The organism is Flavobacterium sp. KACC 22763 (genome assembly GCF_028736155.1).
Taxonomy (GTDB): domain Bacteria; phylum Bacteroidota; class Bacteroidia; order Flavobacteriales; family Flavobacteriaceae; genus Flavobacterium.
The window spans coordinates 1,650,189-1,668,159 of sequence record NZ_CP117879.1 but is presented as its reverse complement, the minus strand read 5'-3'; the positions used below and the strand labels follow the sequence as shown (position 1 = coordinate 1,668,159).

Annotated in this window: 13 protein-coding genes; all 13 read right to left on the bottom strand. The window is 35.1% G+C overall.

Features of this window, described 5'->3' with window-relative positions; all coding sequences use genetic code 11:
• Positions 1 to 191: 191 nt before the first annotated feature.
• Positions 192 to 3,887 carry a contractile injection system tape measure protein gene (locus PQ463_RS07200; protein ID WP_274256983.1) on the bottom strand — a complete coding sequence of 1,232 codons (3,696 nt, stop codon included), beginning with the start codon at positions 3,885 to 3,887 and terminating at the stop codon, positions 192 to 194.
• Positions 3,871 to 6,588, bottom strand: coding sequence for a baseplate wedge protein (locus PQ463_RS07195; protein ID WP_274256982.1), 2,718 nt, complete (start codon positions 6,586 to 6,588; stop codon positions 3,871 to 3,873). Before PQ463_RS07195 ends, PQ463_RS07200 begins: the two co-directional genes overlap by 17 nt.
• Complete coding sequence (locus tag PQ463_RS07190; RefSeq protein WP_274256981.1) at positions 6,588 to 10,310, bottom strand: baseplate J/gp47 family protein; 3,723 nt, start codon at positions 10,308 to 10,310, stop codon at positions 6,588 to 6,590. Before PQ463_RS07190 ends, PQ463_RS07195 begins: the two co-directional genes overlap by 1 nt.
• The gene (locus PQ463_RS07185) at positions 10,307 to 10,741 is read right to left on the bottom strand and encodes a GPW/gp25 family protein (protein WP_274256980.1); all 435 of its coding nucleotides are present in this window, start codon (positions 10,739 to 10,741) and stop codon (positions 10,307 to 10,309) included. The genes PQ463_RS07190 and PQ463_RS07185 overlap by 4 nt, the downstream gene beginning before the upstream one ends.
• Positions 10,734 to 11,033 carry a PAAR domain-containing protein gene (locus tag PQ463_RS07180; RefSeq protein ID WP_274256979.1) on the bottom strand — a complete coding sequence of 100 codons (300 nt, stop codon included), beginning with the start codon at positions 11,031 to 11,033 and terminating at the stop codon, positions 10,734 to 10,736. Before PQ463_RS07180 ends, PQ463_RS07185 begins: the two co-directional genes overlap by 8 nt.
• A 133-nt stretch (positions 11,034 to 11,166) precedes the next feature.
• Complete coding sequence (gene vgrG, locus PQ463_RS07175) at positions 11,167 to 12,966, bottom strand: type VI secretion system tip protein VgrG (protein ID WP_274256978.1); 1,800 nt, start codon at positions 12,964 to 12,966, stop codon at positions 11,167 to 11,169.
• Positions 12,966 to 13,640 carry a CIS tube protein gene (locus tag PQ463_RS07170; RefSeq protein WP_274256977.1) on the bottom strand — a complete coding sequence of 225 codons (675 nt, stop codon included), beginning with the start codon at positions 13,638 to 13,640 and terminating at the stop codon, positions 12,966 to 12,968. The genes vgrG and PQ463_RS07170 overlap by 1 nt, the downstream gene beginning before the upstream one ends.
• A gap of 11 nt (positions 13,641 to 13,651) precedes the next feature.
• A complete protein-coding gene (locus tag PQ463_RS07165) occupies positions 13,652 to 13,822 on the bottom strand; it encodes a DUF5908 family protein (RefSeq protein WP_157957661.1) in 171 nt (56 codons plus the stop codon).
• A 6-nt stretch (positions 13,823 to 13,828) separates the two neighbouring features.
• Positions 13,829 to 14,299 carry a phage tail protein gene (locus PQ463_RS07160; protein WP_274256976.1) on the bottom strand — a complete coding sequence of 157 codons (471 nt, stop codon included), beginning with the start codon at positions 14,297 to 14,299 and terminating at the stop codon, positions 13,829 to 13,831.
• Positions 14,286 to 14,756 (bottom strand): phage tail protein, encoded by a 471-nt coding sequence (locus PQ463_RS07155; protein ID WP_111364636.1) that lies wholly within the window; start codon positions 14,754 to 14,756, stop codon positions 14,286 to 14,288. Before PQ463_RS07155 ends, PQ463_RS07160 begins: the two co-directional genes overlap by 14 nt.
• 53 nt (positions 14,757 to 14,809) lie before the next feature.
• A complete protein-coding gene (locus PQ463_RS07150) occupies positions 14,810 to 16,387 on the bottom strand; it encodes a phage tail sheath family protein (RefSeq protein ID WP_111423162.1) in 1,578 nt (525 codons plus the stop codon).
• Positions 16,388 to 16,423: 36 nt separating this feature from the next.
• Entirely contained in the window at positions 16,424 to 17,245 is an 822-nt protein-coding gene (locus PQ463_RS07145) for a hypothetical protein (RefSeq protein WP_274256975.1), read from the bottom strand.
• On the bottom strand, positions 17,242 to 17,811 hold the full coding sequence (locus tag PQ463_RS07140) for a Pvc16 family protein (RefSeq protein WP_111364641.1): 570 nt from the start codon (positions 17,809 to 17,811) through the stop codon (positions 17,242 to 17,244). Before PQ463_RS07140 ends, PQ463_RS07145 begins: the two co-directional genes overlap by 4 nt.
• Positions 17,812 to 17,971: the final 160 nt, after the last annotated feature.

The window sequence follows — 17,971 nt, the reverse complement described above, 5'->3', positions numbered from 1 at the left end:
AAGATCGTATGTAATGTTTTTTTATTCTTTAACACATAGAAACATAAGTTTTACTCTCTTAAAAAGGCGTTTCACTTATTTAAATGCACATAGCTAGAACTATGTTTAAGAAACTAGTTTCTTTTTGTGTTCTTTTTTTATGTATAAAATCTATGTTTTTATGTGTTTAAGAATTTAAGGACAATATTTACTTAATAAGGCCAAATGACATGCAAAGGCTTATCCATCCAATGGTATTTTATAATCGAAAAGGCAAAAGGAGATCTATTAATCAATATATCATAAGCCCTTTTGTCTACTGTAAGTTCCCATTTGTCTTCCAGTTCTACCAGAATTCCGTCACGAACAAGCCAGTTTCCTCGAAAACCATCTATGGAGCAATCTCCTATATCTGGCCAGTACGAAATTGCTGCTTGTATTAAACCGTTTATTAATTGCTTTTCCTGATCAGATATTTCTATGAAATCAGGTACTGTGTCTGTCAATGGCAGACCGCACAAAACTTTATTCAAAGGCAAATAAACCTCTTCTGTTTCCTGCATTCCCGTAACGACGTACTGCAAATACTGCACGGCTCTAACCTGATGTTCGTTGCTTATAAATTTATTTTCAGAGGTTAGATTCAGTCGGGCAAACAGCATTGCGATATAATCGTTCAAGAGCACAATTCCTGCGTTTCTAACTGCAACGCCTTGCTTGAGGCTAGTTTTTGGTTTTTCTTTAATTTTAATTAGTTCCATTTTCGATAGTATTTCGGTTTGTTTTAAAATTGGTGCAGTTTGTTTTTCTGTTCGAAGAATTTCTTTGAAACCAAGTTGTAATGCGGGCGGAAATTGATAGATATATTTTTCCATGTCTGCTAAAAAGTTTTTCTTAGAAATTCCTTTTTTGGTCACTACCTCCCAGATCAATTCATTCCAGATTTTATCAATTGCAATAAGCCTCCAATTATCATTGACAACAGCCTTTAAAAGTTTTCGAAGCAAGAGATGCTGCATTTCTTTTGAAGCCAAACCTTTGATGGTTACAGCTCCCAACACATGATTGAATTTTTCTAGAATTCTCAAATATGATTCTCTGTTTTTGTCCAATTGGCTCACGGCATTGCACAAATTATGAAAGCTGATAGTACGGCAGAGCCAATCCATTTGGGCCTCAGGAATAAATTCTTTTTTCATAACCCTGAAGAAAATCTGAGGCTCTTTTACCATAAAGACATTCAGAATATCTTTGATTTCTATGCTTTTAGAAATGCCGAAAACAGAAGGAATCTGGCGTTCGATAATTATATTAAAAATCAATCTGTATTTCTCTTTTTCTGATAATTCCTGAATTTCAAAAAGTAGGTCTGAATTAACAGACTCTGAAATTCCGTTAGAAACTGCATAATCAGAAATCATTTCGCTTTCAAAAAAATGTTCTAATTCTGTAGCAGAGTTTGAAGATTCAAAAGTTTTTGTTTCGTTTTGAAGCTGTATTTTTTCTTTTGAAATAGTCCTTTTCAAATACAATTTCAGTTCTTTGTGAAGCAGTTTTTCAAACAAAACTTCATTGCCTTTATAAGCTGAATATTTTAAAATTACGTTCCAGAATAGCTCATTTAATTCCCAAGTAATTTTATTTTTTGAAACCGATTTTACGCTATTGCGAATAACAGCCGTTGTTTTCTGAATCCAGTTCTTTTTTATAGCAACCGCATTAGTCAGGAAATAATGCAATAGATTTTCGCTTTCTTTTCTGTCTTGTTTTCGCAGTAACACAAATCCCGAATCATTAAAATTGACTGTTAGCAATTGAGCCAATTCCTGTTGATCCTGCTGTGACGTGTTCTGAATAAGCAATGCAAGCGCAACAGTATCAATTGAACTTGTATTTTTTAATTGGTTTAAAAATGTCTTTTTGATAGCAATTCCAAAAGATTTGATTCGTTTAGACTGAATCAGTTTTGCTATAAATTGAAAATAGTCGTTGCGTCTAGTGTCTGTTACTTTCTTGGATAACTCCACAATAATAGTTTCCAAAAACAGAGAAGAGTTATGTTCGGGATGAAACAGTATTTCCTGCATTCCGAGTAGCAATAAATTATCCGTCATTAATTCTTCAGGAAAATCATATTTGTCCTTTTCGTTCAGGATTTCATAGACAACCTGAATGGTTTGTACCAACTTTGTTTTTTTATAATTAGCAGTTTTTACCAATAACTGCAGCATTTCTCGGTTAAGAATCAGCGGAAGTATTTTCTTTAAAACTTCTTTATTTCCGTACGAAAGCATTACCTCAAAAGCCATTTTCGGATGCAGTAAAATGGTTCTCGTTAGCGATCTTTGCAAATCGATAAAAAAGACACTTTTGGCGCTATTTTTCTGCAGTTCTAATTCTAGTTTCGCAACCAGATTTTTAAAATGAACAGCTGGATAATTAGAGCTATTTCGCTTTATTTCTTTGCAGTAAATCGCATTAAGATTGGTATAAATGGTTGCCGAATTATTGTTTTTAACCGCCGCAGGAATTTTAGCATTGGTAAACATCGCCAATAAATGTTCGTGGCTCAGATTGTTTTTCCTGCCTAATTCTTTAATGCAGAAAAGCAGAAACGCACGATTGTCAGCATTTTTATTTTTGATTAGAAAAAGCATTCCAATTTCCCATAAAGCTTTACTGTTTGTTTTGAGTTTAAAAGTCTGGCTCAGCTTATTCAAATAAATTACAGATTCCATTTGAAGAAGCGATGGAGTAGTATCCAATCTTGAAAAAAGCACTTTTATAGAAGTTTCGTTTAAATCCTGAAGTAGAGAAGCAAGCAAGTTTTCGTCTTTAAAAATAGGCTGAATAAGCGCATTAAATTTTGTCTTGTTTTCAGTGCTCAGTGCTACAATCAATTCGTTCAGATTGTCTTTTTCTGTTTTAAATTTTCGACTGTTTTTATCTTTAAGTAATTGTTCAAGTAAATTCCAGTAATTTATCTTAAAATCAGGTAAATGATTTTCAATTTTTTGAGTTTCGTATTCTTGAGTTAGTATTTTTAGGCAAGCAATAAAATTGTTGTTCTGAGAAGTTTTATCAGAGAGTTTTACAATCGTGTTTTCGATCAGGACAATAAGTTCTGCGTAAGCAATATTATAATGATTTGCCATTTGCAGAATACTGCTTTTCATGAAAGCGAGCTTATTAAACAGAGTGCCACGCTCAAGCAATAAAAAGTTAAGAATAAAGAACCAAAGATTCTTTTTGAAACTTATTGTGCTAGTCTGGATAATAGTTTCTTTAACTTGAATATTGACCATAATCGAGCTAAACTCCATAATCGAGCTACTATTATTTGGTTCAAGCGCTGCTATTATTTTGGTTATATTCTTATCGTCAAACTGCCAAGCAATTCGTTTTCTAACCTCTTCGTGCGTCATTCCAGTTTCCTTGATAATCGCAATAACATCAGTTAGATTATTCTGAAGCAATTCTGCCATAATTTGGTTTACAGAACCTTCTTTGTTTTGATAATTCCATGGTAAATAGCCTTCTAACAAAAAGACCATCAAATTCTCAAGAATCGATTTTTCTTTATTGTAAACCGCGATTCCGTTTTGTTTCTGACTGTTTTGATACAAAATTAATTCGGCAATTTTCTCTCGTAATAAATTGCGTATTTTTCGGCTCAGATCAAATTCGAGATCGCCATAATCGCAAGAACCAAGATCAAGTTCCAATGATTCAATTCTCCAGCTTTGTTCCTGCGGGCATAATTCATTAAAAATAGTCGCGACTTCTCTAGGCAAATTAATTTTGCTCCAGGCACTCAAACGTTCCTGAAGTCTGTAACTTTCTTTTTTCTGGTCAAAAGTTGTGTCCCACTTTAGACTCGATACAATATGGCTATTTATTTCTTCCATTTTTCGTTCCTAAAATTGAGGTTAAACTATTGATCAAATTCACTGAAGAAATCTCAGGATTTGCCGTTTCTAAATTATTTTCCTGTTTATTCAATAAATCTTGAGTGTTCTTAAAACGCAAGCTGTCATGCCAAGTACTGTAACTAGGAATCAGAGTTTCTAGTTCTTGAACACTTACAAACAGGCATTCGCATTTTATGCTTGTCGGAAGGCATATCGAAAGAAATAGTTTTAAGCGTTTTTTGAATTCTGGAGTTTGTAATTCAGGAATAAAATCAGGAAATAGTAAGATTGCATTTTTCTTAAAAAGTTCGTCATTGATTGTAATGATTCCGTTTCCAGAAGAAACTGTAATACGAAATGCGTAATCGGATAATTTACTTTTTGTATAATCTGGAGTCGTTACCGTTTGCGAATCGCCAGAAACCAAAAGATATTTCTCGGTAGCAAATTCTAAATAACCACTTTGAAACTGAGCATCTAAAACAGTTTGATCGGCATTATTTAAAATGTAATTTATGTTGCTTGTTGATTGAAAATTAATATTTTGAATGTTATAACTTAAACTATTACTTTGCTTTATTATTTCAAAATTATATTTCAGTTGACTTAACAGAATAGAGGTTTCAATAAAGATGCTTCCTTTTCTATTTTCTTTAAACCAATATACTTTTTGTATTGTTTTATTGGCGTTCAGTTGGTCTTCAATAGAACTCTGGGAAGTGTCAAATTGAGTCGTAATAAAATTGTTGTATATATTTTTTAAACCGAAAAGTAAATTCAGTTTTAACTCAAAACCCGAAAAATTGCTGCAATCAGTTTTGCTTAATTTTTCTTTTTTATTAAGATGTTCTGATTTAAAAATAAAATCAGACGTGTTTTCATTTATGTGATCGTAATGATCATTTTTAATATTGAGATTATTAATCTGGGCTATTTTTGAAGCAGTCAGAAAATTGTAAGCTTTTATTCTGTTATAGGTTAATAAATCGAGGTTTTGCAGATACAAGCTCTTCAAAATGATCTGATCTTTTTTCTTATTTCCAGTATAAATTGTGCCATCAATTAGGGCATCGATAACTTTAGGCGATTCGCCATGTCTGGCAAGCAGATGATCTAGTATTGAATTTCTTCGTTCAAAATTGACATCTTCTTCCTCCATGATTTTCATCATTCCAAAGATGTAAGCATTGTAAGGATCCTGCTGATATTCTAGCCAGCTTTTTTCTTTCAGTTCTTTTTTATTTTCTTCGCCATAAGTGTATTCAAAGACATTGTTATTTTTTAATAAAGGTTTGATATGAGGAACATTGTACAGCGACTGATAAAAATAGCTTGGAGAAAACATTTTGTATGGAACAGGATATTCTAAATGTTTTTTCTCGTACTTATCTTTTAGCGCATAAAAAGCATCTTTGTCTGAAGGCGAACCGCATACAGAATTGGTAAAAGAAAATAGTTTTGAAACATTGGCCAATTGCGAAAACTGATTGGCCAAAACCTGATCAAATAAAGTTAAATAGCCTTTTAGCTGACGTGATTGTGCCACTTGTATAGGTGCAGAATCATCTTCGATTTTATCGTCGCCAATGCCATATTGCTGGGGAAACGTATTTTGAATAGAATAATAGCTGTTAATGTCTCTGAAACTGCTTTTTGGTAATTTTATCGCTGGCTTGTTATTTAAACTTATCGCTGTTTCCTGATATTTGGTGAGATTAATTTGCAATGGACTTAAAGCATCTGTTTGCACTTCTTTTCCGTTGCAGATTAGCTGTAGTTTTTTCTCACTGTAAGAAGCTAGAATATCTATAAATATTATTTGATTTATAGTTGATTGCAGTGCCTGAACAATATTTTGATTTTGATAAAGCTGAAGCCCTGAAACTGAAATAATGCCAGCTACAGACTCAATTACTGGAATTAGATCAATAGTTTTGAGAGTATCTTTTTTATCTAATATAGATTCATTTAGAATCCAGCCATTTTTAAGATAAGGTCCATCATATATTTCTGCAGCATTATATCCGTTTTCTTCTAGAGTATCGTAATTTACCTGAGCTATTTTTGGAAAAATATAAGTGCGAAGTTTGCCTTGCAGTTCCAATAAAACAGTTTGTTCGTCTGCGTCTTTTTCAATTTCAATTTTTCCGCCAATTAAACAATTCTGAGGCTGCAGCGCAATTGGCATATTAAAAAGTTCGCCAATATTTCGGCTTTGATTAAGGTAATAAAATGTTGATTTACAAATAGTATTGCGTTGAATGCTATCGGTAATGTCGGGATTTATATACAGATACACTTGATAAACTCTGCTAAAGGGCAGAAGATTATCATTGTAGGTTGTAATTTCGGCATTATAAACTTCTTCGATCCCATCAATGATATATTTTTTATAATCATCAATGGTATAAGGCGAAGTAGTCAAGATTTTATACGGAAGGTAAAACTGATTTTCCATTTCCATTTTCCCTGTAGAATCGGTCAAAATATCCGGAATAGAAAAATCGGTACAATAACCTAATTCAGTAAGCGCATAACATACCTGATCCAGTATAGTCATTCCTGGATCACTTGGGTTAAAGTTGGTCCATTCTGTGCCAATATGATTTTGGATATAATCAATAGCCTCGTCTTTCAGGAAATTAAAATCCTGATGCGGCGGAAGCTGTGTTTTTGTTATTTGATTATTGGTATCCATTATGTCAGATATGAAATGTTATGATTAGGGGCAGAAACTAAAAGGGTTGCCTGCCCGTATGGCATTAAAGTTTTTTTTTCGCTTTTTAAAGCTGTTTGCACTCCTGTAATGGGATTGATGTAATAGCTAGAAAAGGAAACATTTTCAACCGTAAGAACTCCTTCAATACTTTGAATAAATGTGCTCACTTTGGCATCAATAAGCGGTTTGTCGATTTCTATTTCAGAAGAACAGTTGGTAATCCATGGCGATAAATATTTCTTTAATGCGAGATTTACATTTTTGCTAACCAATGTTTTTTGATAGTTTGGATCGACTATAATTGAAATATTAATGGTGACATATTCTAGATTAAAATTGGAAATGTTCAGGTTTATAAATGGCGATGAATTGGCGCTTAAATATTGTTTTACCTGAATTTCGAGTGCATTTGTTACCAAAGGAATAAAAGCGTTGGAATCGTTATCTGACGCTATTTTTTTGACTAAATAAACATTTGTGCTATTGTCACTTTTTTTAGTAACTACTTTTGAATAATATACGGTATCAAAATTTTCGGCAATCAGCGTATAATAATCGGTTTGTGTGCTGGCTCTATTTTTGGTTTTAATGCTATTGCTTACTCTTTTGTTTCTATCGGTTTTGTCTTCGGCAGCTTTTCCTCCAAATGAAGCAAAAGGCTGAAGGATCGTGCCTATTTCCGGAATCTTGATTTCTGGTTTAGTGATCACGTTTGCATCAATTTGCGGACTTTGTGTATCGGTCAAAAATGAAGTTCCTGTTCTTTGCACACTAAATCCGTTGGTTTGCATAAAAGTGGTTTTAGAAAACGAAGCAAGATTTCCAATAGCGGCGATAGAAATCCAGTTTTTGTTTCCAGGCATTATGGTATTGTTATTATAGCAATCTGCCGGAATAGGAATTTCTATAATTCCAGAACATCTAAACTGGCTGGTTTGATCCGACAATGGCTGAATGTTTTTCCAACCAGAATCGCTTAAATAGTAATACGAAAGGCTATTCTGATTGGTAAGCGCAGTCGAATTTCTAGCCAATTCAAAATAGAGATTCAAAGTGCTGTCGCAAATCAGATTATCTAGTTCGATAAATAAGGCGCCGTTATAATTAAAAGAGGGATAGAGCGGAAAACCTTTTACAGCATCATTCTCAGAACTCCCAATGATTTCTGTACTGAATAAATTGGTCTCGGTTTTATCTGCTGTAGCACTATCAAATACAGTATAGTTTGAAAAAGGAGCATAAATAAAATACTGCAACGGATAATCTCCTGCCGTGCCATCAAGTTTATAGGTTACGCTAGCATTATAAATGGCAGAAAAGGTTTGTATTTTTGGCGCAAATGGTACATTGGCGGCAGCAATAAAATCTTTTACTTCCTTGTTTTTTGCCATTGCGAGTTTATTGCCGTTTTGCAAAGCAATACTAGCCACAACATTGGCATACAATTCTGATCCAAAACCATATTCTGGGCTTGATAAAGTCATTTTTATAAATCCAGATGAACTTTCTTCAGTAAACTTTAAAGATTCCTTTTGAATATTTGGATCGGGTTTCCATACTTTAATATCAGTTTCTGTAGCATCTAAATTTGAAACTGATTTAGAATATACGTAATAACTGCTAGACGTACTTAAAATATTATTTTTGGCATTTTCAGGTACAAGGTCAAACAAAAAAACAGGCTGTGGAACCTCGTCAGCTGGAATGAAAACCTTATCAACATCACTGCTCTCTATCTTTGTCATTTTAAGACTTTCCCATGATTTGTCTTGCATCACATCAAAGCATGCCATAAAGCTAGCATTTCTAAATTCGGGTAGAATTAGAATAGGATGATTTCTTGGATGCAACATTTTAATTTTTTTTAGAAGCGTTGATTTATCATCTTTACTCGGTGGCTTCAGATAATCATTGTATTGTTTGTAATACAATTCAAAATTGGCTGGTCTTTTATCCCAATCTATTTCTACAATAAAACTGTCTAGAGGTTTACTCAATATTTCATTGTTTCCAATAATAAAATTGGCATTTACTAACGGAATTGGCCCAAAAGGAGTGAAGGGGTTCTTAGTATTTAATTCTCCAAAATCATTATACAATTGAAAGGTTTTAACGCCTGTTACTTTTAAAGCAATAGTTATCGAAGTAATTTTAGGAGGCTCCTGCGGATTTGGAACATTCTGAAACAAAATCTTCATCATCGGCCAGTCACTTTTTAGTCCGTCAGGATTAACTAAAAAAGGTTCGATCGCAGCTACAGTAGGATCAAGACTTATCTTGATGGTAAAAACAGTATTTTGTTTTGTAGCGTCTGCTGTAAAATCTGTTGGATCTAAATCTAATTTTAGCCATTCTTTTTGCGTGCTCAAAAAATAATTGGCTTCTTGCAACATTTTTATATCTATAGAAGAATCAAAATTCAATGTCAGGTTTATAGTTCTTTCTCCTTCACGCAATAATAACATTGGCGAAGCAAATCCAATTCCGATTAGAGAAGGATTTAGAGAAAGATCATCTGAACCAAAAGTTTCCCAACTGATGGCTTTGTTTTCTGCATCTAATTGAATTTCGGTCGGTTTAACAACGGTCTGCAAATTATAAGAGGCATTGTTTTTATCCTGATAAGATAGCTTATGCACGCTTGCAATCGCAGCAGGATTTAGGTTTACATTTTTCTGTGAAGAAAATAGAATTGGATTCTTTTGCGCATCGACGCCTGCATTAAACAAAGTTCCAGCTGGTAAAGTAAAAACAGATGTGGGTTTTGTGAGTGTGGCACACAAAAATGTATGATCGGCAACGGCAGGGAGTCTGGTCTGCTTTAGAATATCTTTATAATAAAAATCAAGATGTTTCTCAGAAAGACCATTCATACGATCTTGTTGCACTTTTAAAATATTTACAAAAGAGCGTAAAAGAACGGTGTCTGGAAAATGTCCTTTTTTAAGGTTTAATTTCTTGAATTCTTTTGCCGCATGATGAATTATGGTTTCTAAAAACTGAAATAGTTTATCGCCAATTTTGGTTAGAATATCCAGACTGAATGCTGTTATTGAACTTGTTTCCTGTAAAACGGAATGTTCTGTTTCAAACCCGAAAACTTGCCAAAAAGGAGTTTTATCTTTATTGATGAACCAAATGCTTTTGTCAAAAGAATTAAAATCTTGCAAAGGCGCTGAGGCAATAGACAAACCATCAACAGATAATTTACATAAATATTCTCTAAAAGATTGAATCGCCCAAAAATCAACACTTAATTTTGTTTTTACCTCTTGTAAAATGTAAGTCTTAAGATCATAGATTTCGCTATTTCTTAGCATATAATGTGTCCAGCGCTCTATAATTTTATAGATGGCTGTAATGCGGTCAAAGAGACTGTTTAAAGCATTTGAATGCGGAATGCCGCCGTTTACCTTTTGGACTAATCTTTGAATTTCGGTACAGCTGTTTTTATAATCAGTATGCAGTTTTTTGTAATTTGTTTTTGAAATCGAAGCCATCAGGAAAACGGGATCTTTTAGCAAAAACGGACTCCAGTTGCCATGAATGGTATTGCTGTCATTATAGAAATTGATCAATTTGCTAAATTCTGCCAAAAAGTACAGCCAGTCTTGCTCGGTTCTTCCGTCTACTAAATACGGATTGGGAACGAGTGCTTCGTTAAGAGAATTTATGGCGCTATTTTGATCAATTAAAATCATTTTTTCTTATCTAAGTTTGTTCCTTCTTTTACATAAAATGGGAACACATAGTTGTGTCTTGTATTGGTTTTGGAATAGATGTAACTAATCAATATTTCTATTTTTCCGTTTGTAATATCAGTCGATGCTACTTTTACATCCTGCACCAATATTCTTGGTTCGTAACGCAATAAGGCAAACTTGATAGCTTCGATAATTTCGCCTTTGAGCGTACTATCTATTTTTCTAAACATAAACTGCTGTATTCCTGAACCAAATTCAGATTCAAGAGTGCGTTCACCTTTGCGAGTGTTCAGAATAACATTGATTGATTCGTTAATATTGGTTTCATTGGCAGACAAATTCAGCATATAATTATCTGCAGAGAAAGACACCGGAAATGCCCATCCTGAACCTAAAAAGGCAGTTTCATTATGTGCTGTATTATCCACCGATCATCACATTAAATGCTCCGAGCATAATTGAGCCTCCGTGAGCGGTTGTATCTCCCATTCTTGCGGCTGGCATACCGCAGATCATAACCGTTGCAGATCCTTTTATAATAGAATCTGGTGGTCCTACACAAACCAACGTATCGCCAACTTTGGCTGCTGGTAATCCTGCTATTAAAACAGTTGGCGCTCCTGGTCCCACAATAGGTCCACCCACGTGCGGAACTGGCGGTACTCCCGGAGTAACCATTGGACACTGATGAAAATCTGTAAGTCTTGCTGCTGGTGGCATAGTTTTTTTTGTTTATAGTTTATAGTTTATAGTTTATAGTTTGTCGTTTGTTGTTTTTGGTTCATAGCTTTTTTTAGCCATAATAGGAGATGAACCATCAACCATCAACCATTAACCATTAACAACAAATCAGTTAATTAATCATAACCATCGCACCTTTCAATGTCAATTGCATTCCTCCAGATACTTGCGCAATTTGTCCGCCTTGAGCGGTGTATTGCATATCGGCATTTTCTTTGATGTTTAAGCCTTTCAAAGCAACGTCTCCGCCACTTGACTGTATATTGACACCTTGATTTCCTTTGATGGTTACGTTTTGATTTGCTGAGATATTGATATCTTTCTGACTTGATAAATCAATACCGCTGCTAGACATTATAATACTGTTGTTGTTTTCGTCCTGAATCGTAATTTTCTTGTCTTTATCGCTTATGATGATGGTATTTTTATTGGGTGTAGCAACAGTCCATACTTTATTTTCATCATCAAATTGCACTGAAATTCCTGATTTGGAAACAATGGCTTTTATTGAGTTTTTCTGATTTGGATCTAAACCTGCAAAAGGTTTTATGCTGGTACTGCTATAAACACTTCCCAGTATTATCGGATAACGTGGGTCTTCATTTATAAAACCCAGAATAACTTCGTCTCCAACTTCAGGCATAAAGAAAGCTCCTGCTCCGCTTGTCGAATAAAAATTGGTAAGCCTTGCCCAAATTCCTTCGCCTTTAGGATCCAATAGAGGAACATCGACTAAAACTCTATATTGAGAATCGGGATCTTCGTACATCTGTTTTACAGTTGCATTAAAGAGACCTTTTGCTCCAGGAACTAAACCAGAAGCGGGTGGAGCCATAACATCTGGTTCTTCGGTAAACCATAGTGGAGAAAGCCCCAGTGAAACTTCAGAAACCCAGTTTCCTTGTGACAAATCATGTACAACTCCTGCAATTAAGTAATCGCCATTAAAGCGATCTCCAACACCGGCGAAGGTCATATATTTTCCTGGGTCGATTAAATTTGTGCCTTGAAATGAGGCTTCACCCATTATTTTAGAATATTCACTTTTAATAATCTGCGCTTTGGACCAATTGGTTAAGTCAGCAGTTTCTAGAGGAGCTGAAGTCTGCAATTGATACGTAGAAAGTCCAATAACTTCAGAAAGTTTTTTTGTGGTTAAATTTCCAGCTCCAGAAACATTCGGTGCAGCATTGCCCGTTACTACAGCTTGGGTTTTAAAATCCCAACTATTTGCGGCAGCGTTTCCTAATTGCGTAACAGCGCTTAATTTAGCATTAAATTCAAGCAGGGTATCACCATATGTTACGGTAAGCACCGATGAGGTAGTTTTATCAGGAGGAAATACAGAAATTTTCCCATTTAAAGTCGTTACTATTAGTCCATTTGCCTCAGCAAGAGCCAAAAGATAGTCCCAATCTGTAACATAATATTGCACTTGCTCTGGCCAAGTTGTGCTTGTAGCCGTAACATCTGCGCTTAATCCCGAATAGTTTCCTATAAGGGACGACATAATATCACTGTCTTTTTGTTTGGAGTAAGTAAGGCTTTTTCGGCCTACAATCATTTTTATAGCATTGTCTCGGCATTCTACTTCTAGAGCCGATCCTACAAGATTATCAATGCGAATGGTCTGGCTCATAATTATACCTGAGAAAATAACGGTATTATTACTGTCATATCCTGCTTCAATGCTAACTGCTGCGCCTGGAACAAAAGTAGAAGAAGAACTGGCGTCAAATTGACCTGTGTTGGGTTCTCCGTCTAGAATGGTAATTTTTGCAGAGGCAATTCGGTTTACTTTTTTTTCTATATGAACAGAAAGCACGCTTAGTTCGTCGGCTATAGGTGAGCCGTCGACTTTTACGACAAATGTTGCGATTCCGCCACTTTTTATTTCTGTTGAAGCACTCATTAATTAGAAGGGTTTATAGGTGGAAAAATCAATTTGTCGATACCATTTAGGTTTCTGAATTTGTTAAGTTTATTATAGTCCGCAACCTGTATGTAATACGAATCATCGTTCCATACTTTTTGACATAGCTGCGGTAAAGACATTCCTTCAGAAACGCTTACAATGTGGGTAAGATCCGGAGATTCTGGAGCATCTGTTCTTGTTACTGTTTTTGGAGAAATGTAACGGCTGAAAGACAATGATATCTTCGCTCTCAACGGACTTCCATCTGGTTTAAACAGCGTATAAGAAATATCAATAGAATCTAGTACTCCGTTGAATGTGATGTTCTGTCCCCATTGTACTTTTACAAAATTAGGACGGTGTATTTTACCGTTATAGGTGTAAATAATCGTTTCTAATGCTGTTATTTCTTTGGCCATATCAGTACGTTTGGCATCTACAATTCCGGTACAGTCTATCACCATTTCAAAGCTCAGTTTGTCGCTTGGCGTGCTTTTGTACTTTTGCGAAGCCGAACTTGTTGCAGGTGCTTGCTGCTCGTTGTATTCGATGCTTTTCTGTATTTTGATATTGTCAGGATTAATCATGAAAGCATACGGACTTCCAGAGAATTTGTTTTGAAATTCTTCGTCTGTATATCCCGTAATTTTCATTAATTCTAAACTTGCCATTGGGGTATTTTTTAACGTTTATAGCTATTCTCCTGATTTTTCTCTGCAATTAATCTTTTACATTCTTCCAGAAGCTGTTTTCTCAAAATGGAAAGTTCTCTTTCTTTGGTCAGAGCCGAATTTTTCGCATTTGTTGTTACAATTTCCGTTTTGATAATGAGTTCTCTTATTTCGATTGGCATAAGGGTCTACGTAAAAAGTTTATTAAATTTGGTGTCCTTAGAAATGTCAAAATAGGTGTAAGCCAGTTCAATAGATTCTATCGCAATGTTGCTTTCCTGAGAGTTTAAGTCAGAAACAGAATATTTTACTGGATAAGCGTTGTTAAAAGTCCATTGCATGCAAACTACACCAGAGGCATTGAGCAATTTTAAGATCACATTTTTGGGCTGTATTGGGTTTGATAATCCTTGATCGATGCAGTTGGCGCACCAATTGACCAACTGAGATCCTGCGGGTACCATAGCTCTTTTAAGCACTAAGTTCTGACCGTTAGAAATGGTTGGGAGGCGATATTTAAATCTATTTTCGCCTCCGCAAACAATTTCTTCTACGCTTAGTTCTTTAGAAATTCCAGATACCTCTTTGAAAGCCGCATCTACACCCGCAAAAGAGAGTGTAAAATAAAAGCTTACGGGATAATCATTACTTACCGCCATTTTTAATGATCAGTTGTTCGTGTGCAATTTCTATAGTGTCTACCGCAACCTCGTTACCGTCAGATTTCAAATCGGTGCTGGTAATTTTGGTTGGCCAAGCATTGTTTAAAGTCCATTGCATGGTAACACCGCCTTTTTCGTCTAATAACTTTATTAGAACCGTTCTTCTTTTAATCGTATTCATTACGACTTGCTGATGCCAATCCCAAAAAGTATTATCGTTTACAAAAATTCCTCTTTTCATTGTTACGTTTCCGTATTTGGTAATGCCAGGCATTTTTTCTACAGAAAAAAGAGGACTGTTGCTTTTGCGATATTCTATAATTTGATTTTCGACATCCATTCCTGTAACTTCCTGAAAAGCTACTTTTGTCAATTCTGTTCCAAGATCTACTTCGAATCTGAACTTTGGCATGGGCCATGTTGCGCCTTGTACGCTTCCGTCATCTGTTGGCATAATATTTTATTTTTAAATTAAAAATTGCTTGATTAATAAGAGTCTTTATTCTGTTAACTAGAAGTTGCCATTTGCTGTTGAAATGTCAGAACGATAAATTCTGCTGGGTGTACAACGGCAACTTTTACAGTTACATTCATGAAACCATTTAATAGGTCATCTGCAGTCATTGTAGAACCTAATCCGCAGGCTACAGAAAAGGCTTCAGAAGCACTTGCTCCCTGTAAACCTCCTTGCTTCCAGATCGAACTAAGAAAACTGCTGATCATTGAAATTACAGCTTCCCAAGTGTTTTTATCATTAGGTTGGAATACATAAGCCTGAGCCGCCAGTTTACAAGATTGCTCTAAGAAAATCATGGTTCGTCTTACTGGTATGTATCGCCAATCTTGACTGTTTCCGTCTAGCGTTCTTGATCCCCAGATTAAAATGCCTAGACCATTAAATGTTCTAATCGCATTAATCGATTTACCAGAAACAGCATCAACGTTTAAATTGGCTTGCTGACTTTCAGAAAGAGAAATTGGCAATGATGATACGCCTACAAAAGAAGTATTTGCAGGAGCTTCCCATGGACCAACAGCATTATCTACAGTAGTAATAACTCCTGCCATAGCTCCACTTGGAGGAAGAATATTGGCATCGGCCAAAATATGCTTAATCATCAAAGAGTAAGTCTGACTGGCAATAAGCAACGCATTGTGGTTTTGTGTCACAGTCAAAGTGCTTGATGGACTTTGAATATTAGCAATAATTGATGCAGCGGCTGGGTTAGGAGCGCTTGGCGGATTAAGAACTGCTTCTAGCTGTTTCAAATCTCCTCCGAACAAATTAGTGTAGTCAATATCAGAAGTCTGCATTATGGTAGTTCCTATAAAAGGATAATACGCCATTCCGTAGTTTAATCCGACAGAACCTGTGTTCATTCTGAAATTGCTAATATCTTCAGTATACAAAATAGGATCAGGAGCGTCACCGCCAATAATGTCAAACAAGCACATTGAAGTCTGCATTTGCGTAGCCTGAAGAAGCATAGACTGCATTAGAGTTCCATTGTTTTCTACGCTTAGCAAAGTAGCTTCTGGACAAATGTACATCGTCGGTTCTTGCTCATTCAGCAATAAAGAAAGACCTTTTGTCAAATCATTCAGCTGTACATTTGGGTTTACAACCGGAATGCCTGGAGTTCCTGCTTTTTGTGACTGAGGCCCATAAGAACCTACGGAAACAATATAAGCATCACCACCGCCATTTTCATAAAATAGCCTTACGCTATTGTATAAATAATACACCGTGTTAGGATCTGGAACAATAGAATAATACGTTCCTGCAATAAGCATGTAGTCTCCCTTTAGGGGCTGACTCTTTTCTGCTACCAGATAGTATTCAGGGCTGTATTGTTTGGACGGACTTGCTGGCGCAGGTGGATCCGGCAAACAGAAAAAAGCCTGAAAATCAGCAAAAGATGTGATTTTTACTGGCACATTCGTATACGATTTTCCTTCGTATGCGGCCTGTGGTGTGTACCCTATAAATGCTGGTATAGCCGTAGCAACTCCAACAACAGAATTGGGAAAAGCATTTAATTCTTGAATGTAAACACCAGGAGTTTGAATGGTAGATAAATTCATTGATTTTAGTTTTTAGTGTTCATTTTTAATAGTTTTTTATAAATAGATATACATTGGTGATGCGACTTCATTTTGGTCGCTATTCTCGATAATTCCTACTCGGGAGACATCTGGACATGGAAGTCCTTTTATAATTACTTTGGGCTTTGTATTGTTTTGATTGGTAGATGCTGAACTGCTTACCAAATCAAATTTATATTTTGGTTTTTCGCTAAGTGTGATATAGGTTTTATTGGAAGTAAACAATAATGCCGATTCACCAGTTTGGATCGTTACATTTTGAGGGCCGTCAAATTGTATGTTTTCCTTTTCGGTAATCGAGGGATTGTTGAGCTGTACAGCATTTTTATTGATAAAATAATATTGCCATTGTGTTGCTCTTGCAGTAAAGTTTATTTCAAAAAGTGGAGAATTGGCAGATAATATATCTTCGAAATAAATTTTTAAATGACCAAAATGAGAAGATACTGGTTTGTTTTCTAAAGTTTGGTTCAATAGTATTTTACCATTATTGCTTAAGTTTTTAGGATCTTGACTAGAGTAGGTAATAGCTCCAATCCAGTTCATGGGCAATGTGGTAAAGAGAATAAAATTGGGATTGCTGCATTTAATATCAAACTCAAAATAATCTTGCTGTGAAGTTTTAGAAATATAATCTAATAATTCTGCTAGCGAAGATTTTGTGTTAGAATACAAATCAAATCCGTTTGAAGCGGAATTCATTCTGAATCCGAATTTTTTTAGTGTTTTATCTGTTCTATGACTTGGAATAAAGTGGAGACAATTGCATTTTCCGTTATCAAAAAAAGTATGATAAGTTGCAATGCTAAAAATCTTTATGTAATTACTCTGTATCATTTGACAATGTTATTACTGGTGTTTTTTACAGACGGTATGATTTCCATAGTTTCGTGCGCCTGAACTTTTATCAGTTTCATTTTATAAATAATCGAAGGCTGATATTTTGCCGCCATTGCTGTCCACAAACTATGCATCTGATGGTAAGAGATCTTTTCGTATTCAAATTCTAATCTGCTCAAGCCATCTGGAATAGAAGAGGAGGATGAAGCATCTATATAATTGTTGATCTGAAAGAAGACAATTATCGCGTCAAGAAATTTTAAAGATTCTGTATAATCCTCAAAATTGCTGCTTATGAGCAAGTCTATATTATATCTTTCTGTTGGATTAAAATTGGAATAGTTGCCGCTTTCTAACTTCTGATTTCTGATATAAAAAGGTTGATTGGTTTCTTTTTCAATATTTATAAGAGACAAAACCACTTTGTTCTGATTTGCTTTTGGCAAAGTTCCGCTTGGCTCAATAAGATAATTCAAGACGGTTTTGTCTTCGGTCAAACCAAAACGGTTTTTTAAAAACTGTCCCAGTAATTTATTCGTAAATTGAAGTGCCTGATTGATCATCGCATTTAACTCTTAGAATTAATTAAAGTGTCATAGCTGGGAAATTAGCTATTCGTAATTGTAAAAGTAGCTGAGAATTAGATTTGTACGAAAAATTGGTAATATACTTTTTGTAGACAGAGCCAGTAGAGAGTATCTGTTTTTTGTAGACAAAATGTAG